The 18875-nt window shown below is 39.8% G+C and carries 22 protein-coding genes and 1 pseudogene; 21 read left to right on the forward strand and 2 right to left on the reverse strand.

Going from position 1 to position 18875, the window contains the following annotated elements; translation table 11 throughout:
• The 7 genes and pseudogenes from Q9Q35_RS07545 to Q9Q35_RS07575 form a co-directional block, all read left to right on the forward strand.
• Positions 1 to 582, forward strand: a pseudogene (locus tag Q9Q35_RS07545) (hypothetical protein); the annotation flags it as partial.
• 17 nt (positions 583 to 599) lie between these two features.
• Positions 600 to 1274 carry a hypothetical protein gene (locus tag Q9Q35_RS07550; protein ID WP_304652818.1) on the forward strand — a complete coding sequence of 225 codons (675 nt, stop codon included), beginning with the start codon at positions 600 to 602 and terminating at the stop codon, positions 1272 to 1274.
• Position 1275: 1 nt separating this feature from the next.
• Positions 1276 to 1719 (forward strand): hypothetical protein, encoded by a 444-nt coding sequence (locus Q9Q35_RS07555; protein ID WP_304652819.1) that lies wholly within the window; start codon positions 1276 to 1278, stop codon positions 1717 to 1719.
• Between the two features lie 10 nt (positions 1720 to 1729).
• Complete coding sequence (locus Q9Q35_RS07560) at positions 1730 to 2224, forward strand: DUF5085 family protein (protein ID WP_304652820.1); 495 nt, start codon at positions 1730 to 1732, stop codon at positions 2222 to 2224.
• Positions 2205 to 2462 carry a hypothetical protein gene (locus Q9Q35_RS07565; protein WP_304652821.1) on the forward strand — a complete coding sequence of 86 codons (258 nt, stop codon included), beginning with the start codon at positions 2205 to 2207 and terminating at the stop codon, positions 2460 to 2462. The genes Q9Q35_RS07560 and Q9Q35_RS07565 overlap by 20 nt, the downstream gene beginning before the upstream one ends.
• 415 nt (positions 2463 to 2877) lie before the next feature.
• Entirely contained in the window at positions 2878 to 3849 is a 972-nt protein-coding gene (locus tag Q9Q35_RS07570) for a ThiF family adenylyltransferase (RefSeq protein WP_304652822.1), read from the forward strand.
• Complete coding sequence (locus Q9Q35_RS07575; protein ID WP_304652823.1) at positions 3833 to 5017, forward strand: MFS transporter; 1185 nt, start codon at positions 3833 to 3835, stop codon at positions 5015 to 5017. Before Q9Q35_RS07570 ends, Q9Q35_RS07575 begins: the two co-directional genes overlap by 17 nt.
• A 122-nt stretch (positions 5018 to 5139) precedes the next feature.
• Here the strand turns inward: Q9Q35_RS07575 and Q9Q35_RS07580 are convergent, their stop codons facing one another.
• Both Q9Q35_RS07580 and Q9Q35_RS07585 read right to left on the reverse strand, forming a co-directional pair.
• On the reverse strand, positions 5140 to 5844 hold the full coding sequence (locus Q9Q35_RS07580) for a type 1 glutamine amidotransferase (RefSeq protein WP_304652824.1): 705 nt from the start codon (positions 5842 to 5844) through the stop codon (positions 5140 to 5142).
• Between the two features lies 1 nt (position 5845).
• Positions 5846 to 7195: a Mur ligase family protein gene (locus tag Q9Q35_RS07585; RefSeq protein ID WP_304652825.1), complete on the reverse strand. Its 1350-nt coding sequence runs from the start codon at positions 7193 to 7195 to the stop codon at positions 5846 to 5848.
• Between the two features lie 294 nt (positions 7196 to 7489).
• On the opposite strand from Q9Q35_RS07585, the gene Q9Q35_RS07590 reads away from it, so the two are divergent.
• From Q9Q35_RS07590 to Q9Q35_RS07655, 14 genes are all read left to right on the forward strand, one after another.
• Complete coding sequence (locus Q9Q35_RS07590) at positions 7490 to 8080, forward strand: thymidine kinase (protein WP_304652826.1); 591 nt, start codon at positions 7490 to 7492, stop codon at positions 8078 to 8080.
• Between the two features lie 10 nt (positions 8081 to 8090).
• Entirely contained in the window at positions 8091 to 9176 is a 1086-nt protein-coding gene (gene prfA / locus Q9Q35_RS07595; RefSeq protein WP_010688647.1) for a peptide chain release factor 1, read from the forward strand.
• The gene (gene prmC, locus Q9Q35_RS07600; RefSeq protein WP_304652827.1) at positions 9169 to 10005 is read left to right on the forward strand and encodes a peptide chain release factor N(5)-glutamine methyltransferase; all 837 of its coding nucleotides are present in this window, start codon (positions 9169 to 9171) and stop codon (positions 10003 to 10005) included. The genes prfA and prmC overlap by 8 nt, the downstream gene beginning before the upstream one ends.
• Positions 10006 to 10024: 19 nt before the next feature.
• Positions 10025 to 11053, forward strand: a complete 1029-nt coding sequence (locus Q9Q35_RS07605; RefSeq protein ID WP_304652828.1) for an L-threonylcarbamoyladenylate synthase — start codon at positions 10025 to 10027, stop codon at positions 11051 to 11053.
• A 79-nt stretch (positions 11054 to 11132) separates the two neighbouring features.
• On the forward strand, positions 11133 to 11762 hold the full coding sequence (upp, locus tag Q9Q35_RS07610) for a uracil phosphoribosyltransferase (protein ID WP_304652829.1): 630 nt from the start codon (positions 11133 to 11135) through the stop codon (positions 11760 to 11762).
• Positions 11763 to 11996: 234 nt separating this feature from the next.
• Entirely contained in the window at positions 11997 to 12713 is a 717-nt protein-coding gene (gene atpB, locus Q9Q35_RS07615) for a F0F1 ATP synthase subunit A (protein ID WP_304652903.1), read from the forward strand.
• 37 nt (positions 12714 to 12750) lie between these two features.
• Positions 12751 to 12975: a F0F1 ATP synthase subunit C gene (gene atpE / locus Q9Q35_RS07620; RefSeq protein ID WP_004049169.1), complete on the forward strand. Its 225-nt coding sequence runs from the start codon at positions 12751 to 12753 to the stop codon at positions 12973 to 12975.
• Positions 12976 to 13033: 58 nt separating this feature from the next.
• The gene (gene atpF, locus Q9Q35_RS07625) at positions 13034 to 13561 is read left to right on the forward strand and encodes a F0F1 ATP synthase subunit B (protein WP_010688654.1); all 528 of its coding nucleotides are present in this window, start codon (positions 13034 to 13036) and stop codon (positions 13559 to 13561) included.
• Positions 13548 to 14090 carry an ATP synthase F1 subunit delta gene (gene atpH, locus Q9Q35_RS07630; protein ID WP_304652830.1) on the forward strand — a complete coding sequence of 181 codons (543 nt, stop codon included), beginning with the start codon at positions 13548 to 13550 and terminating at the stop codon, positions 14088 to 14090. The genes atpF and atpH overlap by 14 nt, the downstream gene beginning before the upstream one ends.
• Positions 14091 to 14112: 22 nt before the next feature.
• Positions 14113 to 15624 carry a F0F1 ATP synthase subunit alpha gene (atpA, locus tag Q9Q35_RS07635; RefSeq protein ID WP_304652831.1) on the forward strand — a complete coding sequence of 504 codons (1512 nt, stop codon included), beginning with the start codon at positions 14113 to 14115 and terminating at the stop codon, positions 15622 to 15624.
• Between the two features lie 19 nt (positions 15625 to 15643).
• Entirely contained in the window at positions 15644 to 16585 is a 942-nt protein-coding gene (locus Q9Q35_RS07640; RefSeq protein WP_304652832.1) for a F0F1 ATP synthase subunit gamma, read from the forward strand.
• A 23-nt stretch (positions 16586 to 16608) separates the two neighbouring features.
• Positions 16609 to 18015 carry a F0F1 ATP synthase subunit beta gene (gene atpD / locus Q9Q35_RS07645; RefSeq protein WP_004049159.1) on the forward strand — a complete coding sequence of 469 codons (1407 nt, stop codon included), beginning with the start codon at positions 16609 to 16611 and terminating at the stop codon, positions 18013 to 18015.
• Between the two features lie 14 nt (positions 18016 to 18029).
• Entirely contained in the window at positions 18030 to 18449 is a 420-nt protein-coding gene (locus Q9Q35_RS07650; protein WP_056959779.1) for a F0F1 ATP synthase subunit epsilon, read from the forward strand.
• Positions 18450 to 18626: 177 nt separating this feature from the next.
• The gene (locus tag Q9Q35_RS07655; RefSeq protein WP_304652833.1) at positions 18627 to 18857 is read left to right on the forward strand and encodes a DUF1146 family protein; all 231 of its coding nucleotides are present in this window, start codon (positions 18627 to 18629) and stop codon (positions 18855 to 18857) included.
• The last annotated feature ends 18 nt before the right edge of the window (positions 18858 to 18875 follow it).

The raw sequence follows: 18875 nt of genomic DNA on the forward strand, positions 1-18875 counted from the left end.
GCTAATGTCGTCAAAGGCGGTGAAAAATTAGCCAAACAATTGTATATCTACGATACTAAAAAGATCGTATCTCCTCAGCAAAAAGGCAGCTTGAAAGTCAAAGACTATCTCAAAGAAGCCAAGAGCAGTGCCTTAAAAGAGTTGCATTTTAAAGCAATGTTCAAAGACTTCAGTAAGGCTAAAGGTTTAGGGCGAGTTATCCCTGGAATAAATATCGCCAGCAAGACTTTATCGCTCTATGACGGTTTCAATGAATCAAATAAGATGGCAAACGAACATAAGCTAAAAGGCAAGGCAAGAGCAATGAGTCTGATCGGAGGTACAGCGATCGATCTAGGTGATATGGCTGTGACTGCGGGTCTATCGACTGTTGGTAGTATGGTGGGGACAAGTATAACTACAGAATTGCTAGGGGGAGCAACTGCAATGTTTGGCTTAGCAATAACGCCTACTTTGCTAACTGTTGGTGTTGGTGTCGTTATAGGTATTGGTGCAGCAATTGCAGTGTCGAAATTTATTGATGGTTCGGGATACAAAAAGAAAATAAAGCGTGCTTGGAATGACTTTTGGGAAAATATATAAGTTAGTGGAGGTAGAAAATGCATCGAACATTTAGGAAAGTACAATATGCTTTTTTGAGAATAACAACATATTCGAAATTTGAGAACACAATAATGTTATGGATCAACGGTTTCCTTTTTGCTACGTTACCAGTAGGAACGATTCCAGAATATATCCTTTCTTCAGAAACGAAGAAGTGGTTGATATATTTTTATGGAATTACATTAATATTATTAGTAATTGAGCGAATTTTTTGGGATCAATATCACAAAAAAAGATGGGCAGGGGTTGTAGAAGTAATATCTAATTATGTCAATGTCTATACTTTATATAGACTTTTTAGGGTTACGATGGACATATCAGAAAATATGATGTTGGTGGGCTTAATACTGGTGATTTTATATTATGTTAGTTTTATGGCTTTTTGTATATGGTATGAATATCGTGGAAAAAAAGAGAGAAGGGTAACCAAATATATGATATATATGATCGTTATAGTAGGAATGCCTGCGGTTCTAATTGCATACTTTACTGATAATGAATTTTTCTATGGGATTGGTATTCTGATTTGTGCAATGTTTTTCTCACTTAAAGTCATTCCATATTGGCTAATGCTAGATACACCTTATCGTCGTAATCTAATAAAAGAGTTTGGACCTAAAGACATCGAAAAGTCGGCAATTTTTGTATCAAAGAAAAAAGGAGAGAACTAAAATGAGAGTAGTAGCATTACATCAAGAAAATATGATGACCATTGAGCGTCATCTAAAGAGCGAACAGTTGGTAGATCTAGTTGAATATATCGACATGATGGGATATGGCGAAGGGGTCTATAAGACTGGCCCAGCAATGGTATCTCTGCCGACTGATCAATTTTTTGCAGATGAGATCGATTTTAAGGCTTATGCACCGATAAGTGTTGAAGTCGAGCTTGAGGAAAATCCTTTTGATTGGCAAACGATTTTGGATATTCCTGAAGCAGTGACAGAAACGGTCCGCTTTGGAGATGAGATCAATGATGCTTACCAAAAGATCCTTGATTTTCTTAAGGAAAAAGATTTACCGATCCCAGAGCGCTTCTTTATGGTGTTTACGCCGATCTATGCTGATTATTGGGTAGATCTCATCTTTCCGATCAAACCGATCGAAGAAAAGTAGGTGAAAAGTGATGATAGCACATGGACAAAGTATTACTGCAAAAAATGTTATTAGCTTGAATTGTGTTGTTGATATGGAAATGATAAATGAGGCATTCAAAGATTTTATCGATAATGTGATCGAAGCAGGTTATACCCCTGTCGGAAATGTATTTTTTGCTAATGGTGGCGAATTGATGCAAACAGAGGCGATCCCAATGCAACTTTTTGTTTCAGTGAAAGAAGATCATCATGGCGGTTTGACTGAGGAATTTAATTACCGTACTTATTTTCAAGTGAGAAGAATGTTACAAACACGTGTTAAGGGTATGAGTCAGCTAGATTTTGCACGTGGGATGGAAGCTTTGGGAGAAGCCGTAATGAAATTAGATGGCGAATATCCAAACACCCCGACATTTTTTGTTTTCACTGAATTTGAAGGTGAAATTTATACTGATATCGGTGTGGGGCTACAATTTGAAAAAAGAATAAGAGAGGAATTTTTAGATGGGAAAAGTTGGAGTTGACCTTCAAGAGTGGCAAATAACAGTCGATCGCAATCAAGCAGCACTTGGGCGAGTAGATCCACTTAAGCACGCAAATATCAAGAAAACGGACTTAAAGCAGTTTAGAAATGTAGACCAGACGATCGAAAATTTTAATAAAACATTAAACGCTTTGAAGGAGCAGACAGCAAATGAGACACGACAACTGATCCAGTTAGGATTAAATAAGCAAAATGACGATGCCCAGTACGGAAAGTAAGAAAAATAAGGGGATAGTCTAGATGTCACATTGTAAAGTTATTATAGGTGGCTGATCATATTTCAAAGGAAAATGTCTAGCGTGAACATTAAAGATCACACTAGACATTTTTTATTTTGTTGACGAAAAATTCAAAGATAACAGCTTTTTGTGTTTAAAAATATGAGGGACAAAAGATAGTAGTGATCGTGATATATAAAACTTATTAGTAAATATATTTATTTACAAAATAAATATTGACACTGAAATTTGTTACTGATAAAATTAGGGAAACCTAAAAAAGGAGGTGATACCTATGAATAGGTTCCCAATAAAACGTAGACTTGGCTATCGCGTTGGCGGTAGATAAGAGAAACTAGTCTTTGATCAGCAATGATCAAAGACTAGTTTTATTAAGAAAAGGGAGGGGATAATTATGAAGATCAAGCGAACATTGCAGCCATATGTTGAAGATGAAAAAATCGTTTTTGGCTTCGGAAATGCAACATTAGTACGAACTGTACCATATACAGAAGATAATGCATATTTGGTGAAAAAATTAGATAAGTATGACACTGATGATACAGGAAAGTATACAAAAGAAGAATTAAAAAAAGTTGAACAATGGAGAAGTATGGGGTTATTGACAAACAATGATTACAGTGATACTAGATATTCTAGGAATATCAATTTCTTTGAATGGATAGATGTTTCCAGAAATCTTGATCCAAGTACTTATCAACGACAATTAGAGCAAAAAACAGTATTGATCGTAGGTCTAGGTGGTATTGGTGGGAATGTTTCGGAGATCTTAACTAGATTAGGAGTAAAAAAATTTATTTTATTGGATTTTGATATTGTGGACATATCAAACTTAACGCGTCAAAGTGTATTTAGAGAAAAAGACATTGGTCGACCTAAGGTGGATGTTGTAAAGGCGTACTTAAAAGAAATAGATAGTAACGTGGAGATCAAAACTCTGAGTAAAAAAATATTATCAAAAGAAGATCTGGCTAAAATTTATGAAAAATATGATTTTGATCTAGCGCTCTGTTGTGCTGATAAACCTACAGTTAAGATCGATTATTGGTTCGATGATCTTTCCTACCAATATGACCGTCCACTTATTGTTGGTTCCTATGCTTCAACGGTGATAAATTACGCTAGTATTAGACCAGGAAAAACAGAGTCATTGCATAAATTCTATGGTGAAAATATGATCACTGATGATAATCTTTTGAAAAATGAAGTGCCGACAAGCATAATTTCTCCTATTTCATATATGTCAGCGGGATTGATTGCATATCGTGCTTTTTTTGAATTAGTAGAATTGGATAATGTAATGCCCGATGCTTTGCAACTCGATTTGTTAAATTGGCAGGTGATGCAGTATGACCTTTCTAAGTAAATATCCCAAAAATTTCAAAAAATTGCTTTTAAGCGGAGCATCAGATAATATCGGCGATAGTTTTTATGGTGTTGCCTTATTGCTTGGTTTGGTCGAGGTCTATCACATCAAAGCAGATTCTTTATCATTATTTGCCTTGTTGGGAATGATCCCGTCAATGTTTGCGTTTTTGTATAGCCCGCTTTTAGCTAAGATCAAACGGACAAAAGAGTGGTTCCTTGTTTTTAGGGCTTTGTACCTAGTATTAGCGTTACTTGTCATCATTAGTTTTTACTATAAAGTTGCGATTGGCTATATTTATGTCTACAATATTTTATTTAGCATGATATCTTGTATCCAAAGTGCCTTACAGATGCGACTAGTACCTGAAGCATTGGAAAATGACAGTGAGTTGATCGAGCGCTCAGTTGACATTCAGTATTTTACGGGAAATACTTTAGATATTTTAAGTAATTTTGTAGCGTCGCTCTTGTTAGGACTCATGTCATATTTAGGCTTGCTACAGTTGAGTTTACCGTTTTTAGTGTTAGGTATCATTTTTATCGTACAACTAAAGACTTCTAGAGCTTTACTACAGCCAACAACTGAAGAACTTCCACCGTTAAAGAGTTTAGTAGGATACATCAGTAAGTTTTTTAAGCAAAAACAAGCTAGCCAGATCATTGTGATCGAAGCCTTTTTGAGCGGAGCATTGGATCTTTTAACAACATTAGCTCCGTTATATTTGATCAGCTTACACATTGATGTTAAATGGCTAGGCTTGGTCGTAGCTGTTCAACAAGCAGCTGATTTTACAGGTGCTTTATTAGCGCCATATGTTTCAATAGAACATCATAGATTTTTTTGTATCGAATATATCTTTTCGGGAACAGCTTTTTTATTGCTATTTTTAGTTCCACAGCTGTATTTAAAATTGATCTTGTTATTTCTAGGTTTTGTTTTGATCGGGATATCAGGTAATATTTTTGAAAAGATGATCTATAAAGAATATAAGCAGTTGGACTTTTCAATCGTTTCGACTTTGATCACGAGTCTATATTCATTTTTTGGGATCATTTTTCTATTATTACCACAAGTCTACAGCAATATCGTCGTCTTAGGGATCGTTTTAAATGTTTTGACGCTTTTGTTTGGGATCGCCATCTATTATCAAAGGCCAAATAGTTGAACACATTGGCTGTGATATAAGTAGTTATTAATATTATATATATTAATAAAAACTACCGCTAAAGAAAAAACATCTTCAATGCCAAACATTGGAATTGAAGATGTTTTTTACTTATGTCGTGTTTAATAAGTTGGTTTGATCTTTAAGTTTTCTTGAGCAGTTAGATCAGCATCAGGATACTTACGCTTTAAAGCCGTAAGTAAGATCCGCTTAGCTAATTCACCGTTTCTAGCCAGGATCGGGCCGTGGAAGTAAGAACAGTAAACATTCTTATAGATCGCCCCTTCACCTTGATCTTTGCCGTTATTACCATGACCACTGATGACTTTTCCTAAAGGACGCTCACCCTTACCAAGGTAGGTGACACCATTGTGATTTTCAAAACCATGGTATTTTTGCCCCGTTTCTTCATTTTCGATCACGATATCGCCGATGAAACGGTTATTGTCTTGGCTTTTTGTATAATGATCAAGTGCAGCGATCCCCTCGATGCGTTCGCCGTTTGCACCGATATAGTATTTGCCTAGCAATTGGTAGCCTCCACAGATCGCAAGCATCGGACCACCGTCTTCGATATAATCAGTCAAAGCTTGTTTTTTTGCTTGAATATCCTTAGAAACAATGGCTTGTTCATGATCTTGACCACCACCGAAAAAGGCAATATCGAATTTTGAAGCATCAAATTGTTGGTCAAGTGAGATAACTTCTGAAGTCAATTCGATATCCATCTGTTTAGCATAGTATTCTAAAACTAAAACGTTGCCGATATCACCATAAGTGTTCAATAGATCGCCATAAAGGTGTGCTAAGTGAAGTTGGTATTTCATATTAATCCATGCCTCCCTTGATATAGCCTTCATCTGCCAAAAGTTTCCGTAATTGTAAGACTGCAGTATATGTTGCTAGTACGTAGATATGTTCTGTCGGCATCGTTTTGAGGTGAGCTAAGACGTCTTTTAGACTTTCACGTTGCGCAAAGTTTTCTTCGGGAACACCAGCTACACGTAAACGGAACGTGATGTCTTTGTAACGTTCGCCCCCAGTCAAGACACTAGGGATCTTATCAAATGGTAAGTTTTCAAAATCACCATCCCAGATCCAGCTCGTATCGATCCCGTCAGCGTAATTGGCGTTTAGCAAGACTGCCAGTGAAAATGGCTTATCATCGGTCTTGATCATCTCTAAAACTTGGTCAAGGCCGACTGGGTTTTTGACCAAGATCATGGTCACTTCTTTACCATCAAGGTCGATAACTTCTTGCCGACCAAAGACTTTTTCGTCATTTTGACTAAGTGCTTGGCAGATCGTTTTTGGTTCGACGTCTAACTGTGCGCCGACTGCATAAGCGGCTAGGGCGTTATAGATGTTGTAAGTTCCACCGATATGCAGCTCAACTTCATGTCCATTGATCGTAAATTTAGAAGATCCTGGGGTCTGAGCACTGACTTGATCGACTTTATAAGTCAATTCAGGGCGCTTAAAGCCACAATGCGGGCAGAAGTACTTACCTAAGTTGCTGTAAGAACGGTATTTGAAATGCAAGATATGTTGACAACTAGGACACAATAGCCCATCAGTGTTAGCTGGCGCGAGTTGGTCTTTTTCAGCTTTATCTGCAAAACCGTAATAAATGACTTTATTAGGTAGTTTTTTACTATTAAATATAGGTGCATCTCCATTTGCAAGCACAAGTGCATCAGGATGCATCAATACACCTTTTAAGATCTTGTCATAAGTCGTGTAGATCTCACCATAGCGATCCATTTGATCACGGAAAAGGTTAGTCAACACGAACATTTTTGGTTTGATATATTCACAGACGATCGGCACATTGGCCTCATCGGTTTCAAGGACAGCGAGTTTTTTGCCAGAGCTCGTTTTTTGAGCTGTCAAAAAAGCAGTCACGATCCCTTGTTTCATATTAGAACCGCTCTTATTAGTCAAAACATTACCGTATTTAGCTTGTAACACTTTTACGGTCAAAGCGGTCGTCAGTGTCTTACCATTGGTCCCAGTGATGATCACGATCTCGTAGTCTTTAGCTAAAGCTTTTAAAACATCAGGATCGATTTTTAAAGTTAACTTACCAGGCAGAGAGGTCCCACCATGCATAAAATTATGCAAGAACCAGTGAGAAGTTTTACCCGCAGTGATTGAGATTGAACTTTTAAATGACATGAAATTTCCTCCGATTTTTTTATGTCAACTTGTATCTTACCATAAAATACAGATCAGTGCGCAGAAAAACGGGTTGAGCCGTACGGATAGCATAGGATAAGCCAAGAGGCGTTTTTGGCGTCTTGCTTATCCGTAGCTATCAGCTAGGCTCAGTTTTTCGGAGCACGACAAAGATCAGTGCGCACAAAAACAAGTCGAGCCGTACGGATAGCGATACCTAACAAATTTATTAATGAAATTTATGCACAAATCATATATACTAGTTTAGGAACTATTAAAAGGATGGTGGCGTTAGTGGCACAGCTTTTTTTCCGCTATGGAGCAATGAACAGCGGCAAGACGATCGAGATCTTAAAAGTCGCACATAATTATGAAGAGCAAGATAAAAGCGTAATTATTATGACTAGTGGCTTGGATGACCGCGATGAAGTCGGTTATGTTTCGAGCCGGATCGGGCTTAAGCGTAAGGCATTTCCAATTTTTGAGGAAGATGACCTTTTAGCTAAGGTCAAAGAATTAGACCCAAACGCTGCATGTGTTTTGGTCGATGAAGCTCAATTTTTGAGTAAGCATCATGTTTTAGAATTGACACGGGTGGTCGATGAATTAAATATCCCCGTGATGACATTTGGCTTGAAAAATGATTTCCGTAACGAACTTTTTGAAGGCTCAAAATATTTACTACTGTATGCGGATAAGATCGAAGAGATGAAGACGATCTGCTGGTTTTGCAATAAAAAAGCGATCATGAACTTACGGGTCAATGATGGTAAGCCAGTTTATGATGGTAAGCAGATCGAGATCGGTGGCAATGAATCTTATTATCCGGTGTGCCGTAAACATTACGTTACGCCACCAACTGATACAAACAACATTATTAAATAAGGAGAATTTTATGGATAAGTTATTTGACAGATTGCAAATGCTTGAAGATCGCTATGAAGAACTCGGCGAATTGCTCTCTGATCCGGATGTGATCGCAGATACTAAGCGCTTTATGGAACTTTCAAAAGAGATGGCTGATCTGCGTGAAACAGTCGAAAAGTATAACAAATATAAGCAAGTGATCCAACAGATCAAAGATGACGAAGAGATGCTTAGTGCAGGACTTGACGATGATGAAATGACAACGATGGTCAAAGAAGAATTGGCAAGTTCAAAGACTGAAAAAGAACAATTAGAAGAAGAGATCAAGATCTTGCTTTTACCTAAGGATCCTAACGATGATAAAAACATCATCATGGAGATCCGTGGTGCTGCTGGTGGGGATGAAGCGAGTTTGTTTGCGGGCGATCTATTCACGATGTACAGCAAGTATGCTGAACATCAAGGTTGGAACATCGAAGTTATCGATAAGACGATGACAGAAGTAGGTGGTTTCAAGGAGATCGCATTGCTCATCAATGGTCGAAGCGTTTACTCTAAATTGAAATATGAATCTGGGGCTCACCGTGTTCAACGGATCCCTGTAACTGAATCTCAAGGTCGGGTGCATACTTCAACGGCTACCGTAGTTGTCATGCCTGAAGAAGAAGATGTTGAGATCGAGATCGATCCAAAAGACATCAGAGTCGACGTTTATCGCGCTTCTGGTGCTGGTGGTCAGCATATCAACAAGACATCTTCAGCTGTGCGGATGACTCACTTGCCAACGGGGATCGTCGTTGCTATGCAAGATCAACGTTCCCAACAACAAAACCGTGAAAAAGCGATGAAGATCTTGCGCGCACGTGTCTATGACTATTATGCTGCTCAAGAGCAAAGTGCTTATGATGAAAACCGTAAATCTGCTGTCGGTACCGGGGATCGCTCGGAACGTATCAGAACTTATAACTATCCGCAAAACCGTGTTACTGATCACCGGATCGGTCTGAGCTTGAACAAGCTTGATCGTATCATGAACGGTGAATTAGAAGATGTGATCGATGCTTTAGTTCTTTACGATCAAACTAAAGCCTTAGAAGAATTACAAAATGGATAAAATGACCGTTTTTAAAGCTCAGCAATGGGCTTTTTCTTTTATCAAAGATCATGGAAAAGATCCAAGTGCTGCTGATCTGCTCTTGCAAGGTCAGTTGAATTGGAGTACAACAGAGATGTTGATGAATTATCAGACCCAATTGTCAGCTGAACAGTTAGAGCGCTTTTTTACCAATGTCAAGTTGTACTGCCAAGATTGGCCAGCGCAATATTTACTAGGAAAAGCTAACTTTTTTGGCTTGGAGTTCAAAGTAAACGAAGCGACCTTGATCCCACGACCAGAGACAGAAGAATTAGTCGAGTGGATCTTGGAAACTGAACCTAAAACTTCTCTGAAAGTCTTAGATATCGGGACTGGTACTGGAGCGATCGGCCTAAGTTTAAAACATGAACGTCCTGATTGGGAAGTTACTTTAAGTGATATTTCCCCCCAAGCGCTAGCAGTTGCCAAAGAAAATAAGCAAGCCTTAAAGCTAGAGGCCACATTGATCGAAAGTGATCTTTTACAAAATATTACGGGCGAATTTGATGTGATCGTCTCAAATCCCCCGTATATTGCCGAATCAGAGGCAAAATTAATGGACAAAAGTGTTTTAGAGCATGAACCTAAAACGGCTTTATTTGCGCCAGATGAGGGCTTATATCTATATAAGAAATTAGCTGAAAACCTCAGAAAACATCTGACAAAACAGGGTAAGCTCTATTTAGAGATCGGCTTTCAACAAGGTCCAAGTGTAGTCGAGATCTTTAGCAAAGCTTATCCCACAGCTAAAGTTCAATTACGCCAAGATATCACCGGTCATGACCGAATGGTAAAAGTAAGTTTTTAATAGAAAAGAGGAAATAACAGTGTTGATAACTGAGATCTATACACCAGATAAAGTTGCTTTGGCCGCTAGAGAACTACAGTTGGGCGAATTGGTCGCTTTTCCCACTGAGACCGTTTATGGGCTAGGAGCTGATGCAACTAACGCCCAAGCAGTCAAACGCGTTTATCTTGCCAAGGGTCGTCCTTCAGATAATCCCTTGATCGTGACGGTTTGTTCAAAGGAAATGGTCGAACGCTACGTCGAAAAATTACCTGAAACAGCCCAAAAATTGATGGATGCATTTTGGCCAGGCTCGTTGACGATCATTTTACCGATCAAACCTGGTTCACTGCCCGATGCAGTCACGGGTGGATTAAAGACGGCTGCTTTTCGGATGCCTGACAATCAAACAACGCTAGAATTGATCAAAGAAGCTGGAGTCCCATTGGTTGGACCATCAGCTAATTCTTCGGGTAAACCGAGCCCTACGACAGCAGAACATGTCTTTCATGATCTGGAAGGCAAGATCAAAGGGATCGTTGATGATGGTCCGACTACGGTTGGGGTCGAATCCACGATCGTTGACTTAAGTACAGCTGTGCCAACTGTCTTGCGTCCAGGAGCAGTCACCCCAAAACAGATCAGCGAGATTTTAGGTTGCAAAGTTCGTTCAGATAAGCATCATGTCGGTCAAGCCGAGATACCTAAAGCTCCAGGGATGAAGTACAAACACTATGCACCTGATGCTCAAGTTTTGATCGTAAATGCTGATGAATGGAAAGAAGCTCTGGCTTGGGCTAAGACACAAACATCTAAGATCGGGGTGATGGCTTTTGAACCAGAAGTAGCTAAAGTATCTGAGCTACCAGAAAATATCGAAGGCTACTCATTAGGTTCAGACGTTAAGAGTGCTAGCAGTCGGCTCTTTTCAGGGCTCAGGGCTTTTGATAACAAAGACTACATCTTATGTGCGGGCGTTTTGGAAACAGGTTTAGGTGAAGCTTATATGAATCGCTTAAAGAAAGCGGCTGGAAATGCTTTCTTTAAGGAATTCAATAAGAATAAATAATTTAGCGCTAATAGTAGCAAATGGGCGCATTTTCGGCTAAAATAAGTAGCAGAGCTAGACAAAGGAGGAATTTAACAAAATGGGTAAATTTGAAGTCTTAGATCATCCATTGATCCAACACAAACTAACGATCATTCGCGATAAGGATTGCGGGACACGAGAATTTCGTCAATGTGTCGATGAGATCGCAACTTTGATGGCATATGAAGTTTCGCGTGAGATGCCGTTGGAAGATGTTGAGGTCGAAACACCGATGGGCAAGACATACAAGAAACGTTTGGCTGGTAAGAAAGTTGTTGTTGTACCGATCTTACGGGCTGGACTTGGGATGGTAGAAGGTATTTTGAATCTTATCCCTGCTGCTAAAGTTGGTCACATTGGGATGTATCGTGATGAAGAAACGATGCAACCACACGAATATTTCGTTAAGATGCCTAGCGATCTAGCTAGTCGTGAAGTTTTTGTGGTCGATCCAATGTTGGCAACTGGTGGTTCAGCTATCATGGCTGTAGATGCTTTGAAGAAGCGTGGTGCCCAATCGATCAAGTTTGTGTGTTTAGTTGCTGCGCCAGAAGGTGTGGAAGCTTTACGTAAAGCACATCCAGATATCGATATTTTCGCTGCTGCTTTGGATGATCGGCTTGATGAAAATGGTTATATTGTTCCTGGTTTAGGTGACGCGGGCGATCGCTTGTTTGGTACTAAATAGACAAGTCGTGCAATGTGTCGCGGATCTAATACTGGTCAAATGCTTTAAATACAGTTGTTGCCCCATTTTTTAACTTTTAGAATAAATTCATTTAAATTTTGAATTTTGGGGGATTTGGTGGTATTATTGCTTTTGTATTCAAAAATAGTTTTTTATCTATGCTTGAATCTTAATCTTATGGTTCGACCATTTTGTTCAACCGTATTGATCACAATTGAAAAGAGGTGAAACTTGGTGAATGAAGAAGCTCAAGTTTTGAAGCTTTTTGGTATTCCTTTTAATGTAGGTAACTGCCTTTCAGGACTGGTTTCAGCATTGATCGTTTTTGGACTCGTCTTTTGGTTCTCACGCAGATTGCAAATGAAGCCAAAGGGTAAGCAAAATATGATCGAGTGGATGATAGATTTTACAAATGGGATCGTCAAAAGCTCCATGCCTGATGAACAGGGAAAAAAATATGGACTCCTTATTTTTACTCTCTTCTTGTTTATCTTTGTTTCTAACCAAATAGGATTGGCTATTCAGCTTCCAATTAATGGTGTAAACTACATTAAAAGTCCGACTGCTTCGCCCGCAACGACTTTGACATTGGCATTTCTAGTCTTGCTATTGTCACATCTCATGGGAGTTGCGAAGTTTGGCTTTAAGGGATATGTCAAAAATTCGTACTTTAGTCCAATGCCGGCCTTATTCCCAATTAATGTTTTGGAACAATTTACGAATTTCTTGACTCTGGCATTACGTCTTTACGGTAACATCTATTCTGGTGAAGTGTTGTTGACTGTTATCTATGAACAGTTGGCTAAATCACATACACCGTGGACGTATTTACCAGCGATCCCGCTCGAAATGATTTGGCAGGGATTTTCAGTCTTTATTGGATCGATCCAAGCTTACGTTTTCGTAACATTGACAATGGTATATATTTCTCAAAAGGTCGAAAAAGAATAATTAACTTGTAGGATTAATTTTAAGGAGGATTTTTATTATGACAACAGCTTTAGCTTTACTTGGTGCGGGTCTTGCCGCAGGTTTTGCTGCTATCGGTACAGGTGTAGGTAACGGTTTGGTTATCGCAAAAACTTTGGAAGGTATGTCTCGTCAACCTGAACTTTCAGGTCAATTACGGACAACAATGTTTATCGGTGTCGGTTTGATCGAAGCTGTGCCGATCATCGCTATCGTTATCTCATTCATGTTGATGGCTAAATAATCTCTGATCTATCAGTATAACTTTGTCACATTATTGAAAGATTAGGAGGTGTCAATGAATGAACTCAGCATTACTATTGGCTACTGCTGAAGGTGGTGTACAATGGGGCGACTTCTTATTTTATCTCTGTACTTTCTTGATTTTGATCGCACTCGTTAAGCATTTTGCTTGGGGACCTGTGACTGAAATGATGGAAAAACGGGCCGATAAGATCGCAAACGACATTGATTCAGCAGAAAATGCCCGCAAAAAAGCGGAAGAGCTCGCAGCTAAACGTGAATCAGCGCTTAAAGATTCTCATGTTGAAGCTTCAAAAATCATTGATCGTGCAAAGAAGAACGGTGAACAGCAAAAAGCTACTATCGTAAATTCGGCACAAGAAGAAGTCAGCACATTGAAAAAGAATGCTAAAAAAGACATTGAGCAAGAACGCCAAGAAGCGCTCTCCAATGTAAAAAACGATGTAGCTGCTTTATCTGTTGAAATTGCTTCAAAGATCATTCAAAAAGAATTGAGTGCAAAAGACCAAGAAGCCTTGGTCGACTCTTATATCGAAGGGTTGGGGAAGCAAGATGGCATTAGATAAGCAAACAATAGCTAAACGTTATGGAAAAGCTTTGTTTGAAACGGCTAAGGAACAAGATGTTTTAACAGAAACTTCTAGTGAATTGGCTCAGATCAAACAAGTCTTGCAAGCAGAACCACAATTTGTTGATTTCATGACAAGTGCAGCGATCAAACATGCTGCTAAGCTTGAAATGTTAAAAAATCTACAAAGTGGTACTTCTGAATTGACATCTAACTTGTTAGCGATGTTATACGATTACAGACGGATCGCCAATTTAGAAGATATTATTGATGAATTCAACAGATTAACTGATGAAGACGAAAAGACAGTCCGCGCGACGGTGACAACTGCGGTCGAGTTGGATCAAACTCGTAAAGATAAGATCGCAGCTTCCTTTGCTAAGGTAGTTGGAGCTAAAAAAGTAGAACTTGAAACAGTAGTTGATCCCGAGATCATTGGCGGGGTCGTCTTGCAATCAAGTAGTTATGTGTTTGATGGCTCCATTAAGTCGAAGATCGCAAATATTAAGCGTCTGTTATTAAAATGATTTTTAAAGAGGTGAGACTTTTATGAGCATTAAGGCTGAGGAAATCAGTGCTCTTATCAAGCAACAATTAGCTAACTATAAAGACGAACTTACCGTCGATGAAGTTGGTACAGTTACTTACGTTGGTGACGGGATCGCTCGTGCTAATGGTCTTGATAATGCCCTTTCTGGTGAGCTTCTTCAATTCGAAGATGGTACATACGGAATGGCGCAAAACTTAGAATCAAACGATGTCGGTATCGTTATCTTAGGTGCTTATAAAGGCATTCGTGAAGGCGATACGGTAAAACGTACTGGTAAGATCATGGAAGTCCCTGTTGGGGAAGCTTTGATCGGCCGTGTAGTAAACCCCTTAGGCCAACCGATCGATGGTTTAGGGGAGATCAAAACGGACAAGACTCGTCCGGTAGAACGTAAGGCTCCTGGCGTTATGGAACGTCAATCTGTTAATGAACCACTTCAAACAGGTATCAAAGCGATCGATGCACTTGTGCCGATCGGTCGTGGCCAACGTGAATTAGTTATCGGTGACCGTAAGACTGGTAAGACATCAGTTGCGGTCGATACGATCTTAAATCAAAAAGACCAAGACATGATCTGTATTTATGTTGCTATTGGTCAAAAGGAATCAACTGTTCGTACTCAAGTAGAAACATTACGCAAATATGGTGCAATGGACTATACGATCGTTGTTTCAGCTGGTCCTTCTTCACCAGCGCCATTACTTTGGTTAGCTCCATACGCTGGGGCTGCAATGGGTGAAGAATTCATGTTTAACGGCAAGCATGTTTTGATCGTGTATGATGATCTTTCAAAACAAGCTGATGCTTACCGTGAACTTTCCTTGATCTTGAGACGTCCACCTGGTCGTGAAGCTTATCCTGGGGATGTTTTCTATCTTCACTCACGTTTGTTGGAACGTGCAGCTAAACTTAGTGATGAATTAGGTGGCGGTTCGATGACTGCTCTACCATTTATCGAAACTAAGGCTGGTGACGTTTCAGCTTATATTCCAACTAATGTTATCTCCATCACTGATGGTCAGATCTTCTTGGATAGCGATAACTTCTATTCTGGTATTCGTCCAGCTATCGATGCGGGTACTTCAGTTTCTCGTGTTGGTGGTTCGGCTCAGATCAAGGCGATGAAGAAAGTTGCTGGTACATTACGTTTGGACTTAGCTTCATATCGTGAATTGGAATCATTTGCGCAATTTGGTTCTGATCTTGACGAAGCAACACAAGCTAAGTTGAATCGTGGTCGTCGGACAGTTGAAGTCTTGAAGCAACCACTTCACAAGCCACTTCCAGTTGAAAAGCAAGTCTTGATCTTATATGCTTTGACACATGGATTCTTAGACTCTGTTGTTGTTGATGAGATCTTGCGTTATCAAGATGAAATGTTTGATTTCTTTGATAACAACCACAAAGATCTCTTAGATCACATTGCTAAGACTGGTCAATTACCAGACACAGATAAATTAGATACAGCAATCAAAGAATTTGCAGCGACTTTTCAAGCAAATTCAAAATAAGAAAGGGTGGTGAGAGCTAATGCCAGCTTCTTTACAAGAAGTTAAGCGTCGAATCGTTTCGACTAAGAAAACTGGACAGATCACAAGTGCGATGCAAATGGTCTCGACTGCTAAGTTGAGTCAGATCCAAAAGCACTCTGTAAGTTATCAAGTTTATGCTTCGAAGATTCGTAGCGTGATTACCCATTTGGCACAATCTCATCTACTTGATTCTGCCTCAGCAGTTGAAAGTGGGAAAGACCAAACGGGCAAACTCAACACCTTAGGTATGCTAAAACAACGTCCTGTGAAAAAGACCGGGATCGTCGTTGTGACTTCAGATCGTGGCTTGGTTGGTAGCTACAACAGTAACGTTATCAAACAAACGCTTGATCTGATCAAAGAAAACGGCCACACCAAAGATGATGTTGTGATCATCGCAGTTGGTGGTACCGGGGCTGAATTTTTCAGTAAACGTGGTTACAACGTTGCGTATGAATTTCGCGGTGTCAAAGACGTACCGACATTTAGAGAAGTACGTCCGATCGTTGAAGCTATCGTGACGATGTATAGCAATGGGCTGTACGACCAATTGTTTGTTTGTTACAACCACTTTGTTAACACTTTGACCTCTATTTTCCGAGCTGAAAAGATGTTACCTATCACAGCTGAAAATATGGGTGATGATGACTTGACTGCACTTGATGAAGATCAAAAGTATCATATCGAATATGAAACAGAACCTTCACGTGATGCGATCTTAGAAGTTATCTTGCCTCAATATGCGGAAAGTTTGGTTTATGGAGCTATCTTAGATGCTAAGACTTCTGAACATGCATCAAGTTCGACTGCAATGAAGTCAGCTTCTGATAACGCTAAGGATATTATTTCTGCGTTAGAGCTTCAATATAACCGTGCACGTCAAAGTGCGATCACAACTGAAATTACGGAAATCACAGGTGCGCAAGCTGCCTTAGATTAGAACGATTAGGAGGAATTAACTAGATGAGTTACGGTAAAGTAGTTCAGGTAATCGGCCCAGTTGTCGATGTCCAATTCCCTCTTAGTGAATCCTTACCTGATATTAACAATGCTTTAACAGTTGAACGTGAAGATGGATCAAAATTGGTGATCGAAGTTGCTCTTGAATTGGGCGACGGCGTAATGCGGACGATCGCGATGGATTCCACTGATGGTCTTCAACGTGGGGCAAAAGTTGTTGATAACGGCGCAGCTATCAGTGTGCCCGTTGGTAATGATACTTTGGGACGTGTTTTCAACGTCTTAGGGGAAACAATTGATAATGGTCCAGAAATTAGTGCCGACCATCGCAGAGATCCTATCCACCGCGATGCGCCAGCTTATGACCAATTAAACACAAGTACAGAAATTCTTGAAACAGGGATCAAAGTTATCGACTTATTAGCGCCTTATATCAAGGGTGGTAAGATCGGTCTGTTCGGTGGTGCCGGTGTTGGTAAGACCGTTTTGATCCAAGAATTGATCCACAACATTGCACAAGAACATAACGGTATCTCTGTCTTTACTGGTGTTGGTGAACGTACACGTGAAGGTAATGACCTTTACTTTGAAATGAAAGAATCAGGTGTTTTAGAAAAAACAGCCATGGTCTTTGGTCAGATGAACGAGCCACCTGGAGCTCGGATGCGGGTTGCCTTGACTGGTTTGACGATCGCGGAATACTTCCGTGATGTTGAAGGCCAAGACGTGTTATTGTTTATCGATAACATTTTCCGCTTTACCCAAGCTGGTTCTGAAGTTTCTGCCTTGTTAGGCCGTATTCCATCTGCCGTTGGTTACCAACCAACATTGGCAACTGAAATGGGGCAATTGCAAGAACGTATCACTTCAACTAAGAAAGGTTCGGTCACATCGATCCAAGCCGTTTATGTGCCTGCCGATGACTACACTGACCCTGCGCCAGCCACGACCTTTGCTCACTTAGATGCTACAACTAACTTGGAACGTTCCTTGACTCAACAAGGTATCTATCCAGCTGTTGACCCATTGGCATCTACTTCAAGTGCTTTAGCACCTGAGATCGTGGGTGAAGAACATTACCGTGTAGCGACTGAAGTCCAACACGTATTACAACGTTACCGTGAATTACAAGATATTATTTCGATCTTAGGTATGGATGAATTATCTGATGAAGAAAAAGTTATCGTTTCACGTGCCCGCCGGATCCAATTCTTCTTGTCCCAAAACTTTAACGTTGCGGAACAATTTACTGGTGTCCCAGGTTCTTATGTACCAGTTGAAGAAACAGTTAAAGGCTTCAAAGAGATCCTTGAAGGTAAGTACGATGATCTTCCAGAAGATGCTTTCCGAAGCTGTGGTCCGATCGAAGATGTTGTGAAAAAAGCTGAACAGATGACACAAGGCAATTAAGGGGGTAGCGTCCAATGGATGAAAAACCTGTATTAACTGTCAATGTGGTTACGCCTGATGGATCGGTTTATGAAAATACAACTGATCTAGTGATCTGTACAACAACGGTCGGGCAGGTCGGTATCATGCCGAACCGTCTACCTTTGTTGGCATCACTGGCAATTGATAAGATCAGAGTCAAGACAGGTGAAGATACCTTTGATGAAGTCGCAGTTAGCGGTGGATTCATCGAATTTTCAAACAATGTTTTATCTGTAGTTGCATCAGCAGCTGAAAGAAAAGAAGAGATCGACACTTCACGGGCTGAACGGGCGCGCAAACGTGCCGAAGCACGGATCGCAAAAGCCAAAGAAAATCACGATGATAATGAATTAAAGCGTGCTGAAGTTTCTTTACGTCGGGCGATCAACCGTTTGAGTGTTTCGAAGAAATAAGCAAAAAGATCCTTGTCATTTTGGCAAGGATTTTTTTGCTATATCTGAGTAAGCGTTTTATCTGAATTTCGCGTAGATATAGCTATATTTTTTTATAGATTCACCGTAAATGAGTGACTGAACTGAAAAATTATGCTATGATTATTTCGGATTGAGTAAAAGAGAAGAGGGAAAAAGATGCAATATATAGGAATAATGGCGCTTTTGATGATCATCAGTCATTTTGTCTTTATCGCCTTGGCATTTGTGGGACTCCAGTCTTTGAGACTCGATCGCTACATTGAACCAGCACGGCAAAATAGTTTCCGGCTTGTATTAGTCATGGTCGCGGTAGCTCTTGGTTTTGCCTGCAGTTCGTTTTTTACGAGCTTTGTGGACAATGTGGTACATCTATCATATTTGATTTAAATAATATAGTAATTTTCG

It is taken from the genome of uncultured Ligilactobacillus sp., from assembly GCF_948826705.1.
In the GTDB taxonomy this organism is placed as follows: Bacteria; Bacillota; Bacilli; order Lactobacillales; family Lactobacillaceae; genus Ligilactobacillus.

Excerpts from the sequence above, each read along its gene's own strand:
- prmC (WP_304652827.1), top strand. The coding sequence starts at position 9,169 with ATGGATAAAATGACCGTTTTTAAAGCTCAGCAATGGGCTTTTTCTTTT.
- Q9Q35_RS07650 (WP_056959779.1), top strand. The coding sequence starts at position 18,030 with ATGGATGAAAAACCTGTATTAACTGTCAATGTGGTTACGCCTGATGGA.
- Q9Q35_RS07560 (WP_304652820.1), top strand. The coding sequence starts at position 1,730 with ATGATAGCACATGGACAAAGTATTACTGCAAAAAATGTTATTAGCTTG.
- Q9Q35_RS07575 (WP_304652823.1), top strand. The coding sequence starts at position 3,833 with ATGACCTTTCTAAGTAAATATCCCAAAAATTTCAAAAAATTGCTTTTA.
- Q9Q35_RS07570 (WP_304652822.1), top strand. The coding sequence starts at position 2,878 with ATGAAGATCAAGCGAACATTGCAGCCATATGTTGAAGATGAAAAAATC.
- prfA (WP_010688647.1), top strand. The coding sequence starts at position 8,091 with ATGGATAAGTTATTTGACAGATTGCAAATGCTTGAAGATCGCTATGAA.
- atpD (WP_004049159.1), top strand. The coding sequence starts at position 16,609 with ATGAGTTACGGTAAAGTAGTTCAGGTAATCGGCCCAGTTGTCGATGTC.
- Q9Q35_RS07580 (WP_304652824.1), bottom strand. The coding sequence starts at position 5,844 with ATGAAATACCAACTTCACTTAGCACACCTTTATGGCGATCTATTGAAC.
- Q9Q35_RS07655 (WP_304652833.1), top strand. The coding sequence starts at position 18,627 with ATGCAATATATAGGAATAATGGCGCTTTTGATGATCATCAGTCATTTT.
- upp (WP_304652829.1), top strand. The coding sequence starts at position 11,133 with ATGGGTAAATTTGAAGTCTTAGATCATCCATTGATCCAACACAAACTA.
- Q9Q35_RS07555 (WP_304652819.1), top strand. The coding sequence starts at position 1,276 with ATGAGAGTAGTAGCATTACATCAAGAAAATATGATGACCATTGAGCGT.
- atpE (WP_004049169.1), top strand. The coding sequence starts at position 12,751 with ATGACAACAGCTTTAGCTTTACTTGGTGCGGGTCTTGCCGCAGGTTTT.
- Q9Q35_RS07565 (WP_304652821.1), top strand. The coding sequence starts at position 2,205 with ATGGGAAAAGTTGGAGTTGACCTTCAAGAGTGGCAAATAACAGTCGAT.
- Q9Q35_RS07585 (WP_304652825.1), bottom strand. The coding sequence starts at position 7,195 with ATGTCATTTAAAAGTTCAATCTCAATCACTGCGGGTAAAACTTCTCAC.
- Q9Q35_RS07640 (WP_304652832.1), top strand. The coding sequence starts at position 15,644 with ATGCCAGCTTCTTTACAAGAAGTTAAGCGTCGAATCGTTTCGACTAAG.
- Q9Q35_RS07550 (WP_304652818.1), top strand. The coding sequence starts at position 600 with ATGCATCGAACATTTAGGAAAGTACAATATGCTTTTTTGAGAATAACA.
- atpF (WP_010688654.1), top strand. The coding sequence starts at position 13,034 with ATGAACTCAGCATTACTATTGGCTACTGCTGAAGGTGGTGTACAATGG.
- atpH (WP_304652830.1), top strand. The coding sequence starts at position 13,548 with ATGGCATTAGATAAGCAAACAATAGCTAAACGTTATGGAAAAGCTTTG.
- atpA (WP_304652831.1), top strand. The coding sequence starts at position 14,113 with ATGAGCATTAAGGCTGAGGAAATCAGTGCTCTTATCAAGCAACAATTA.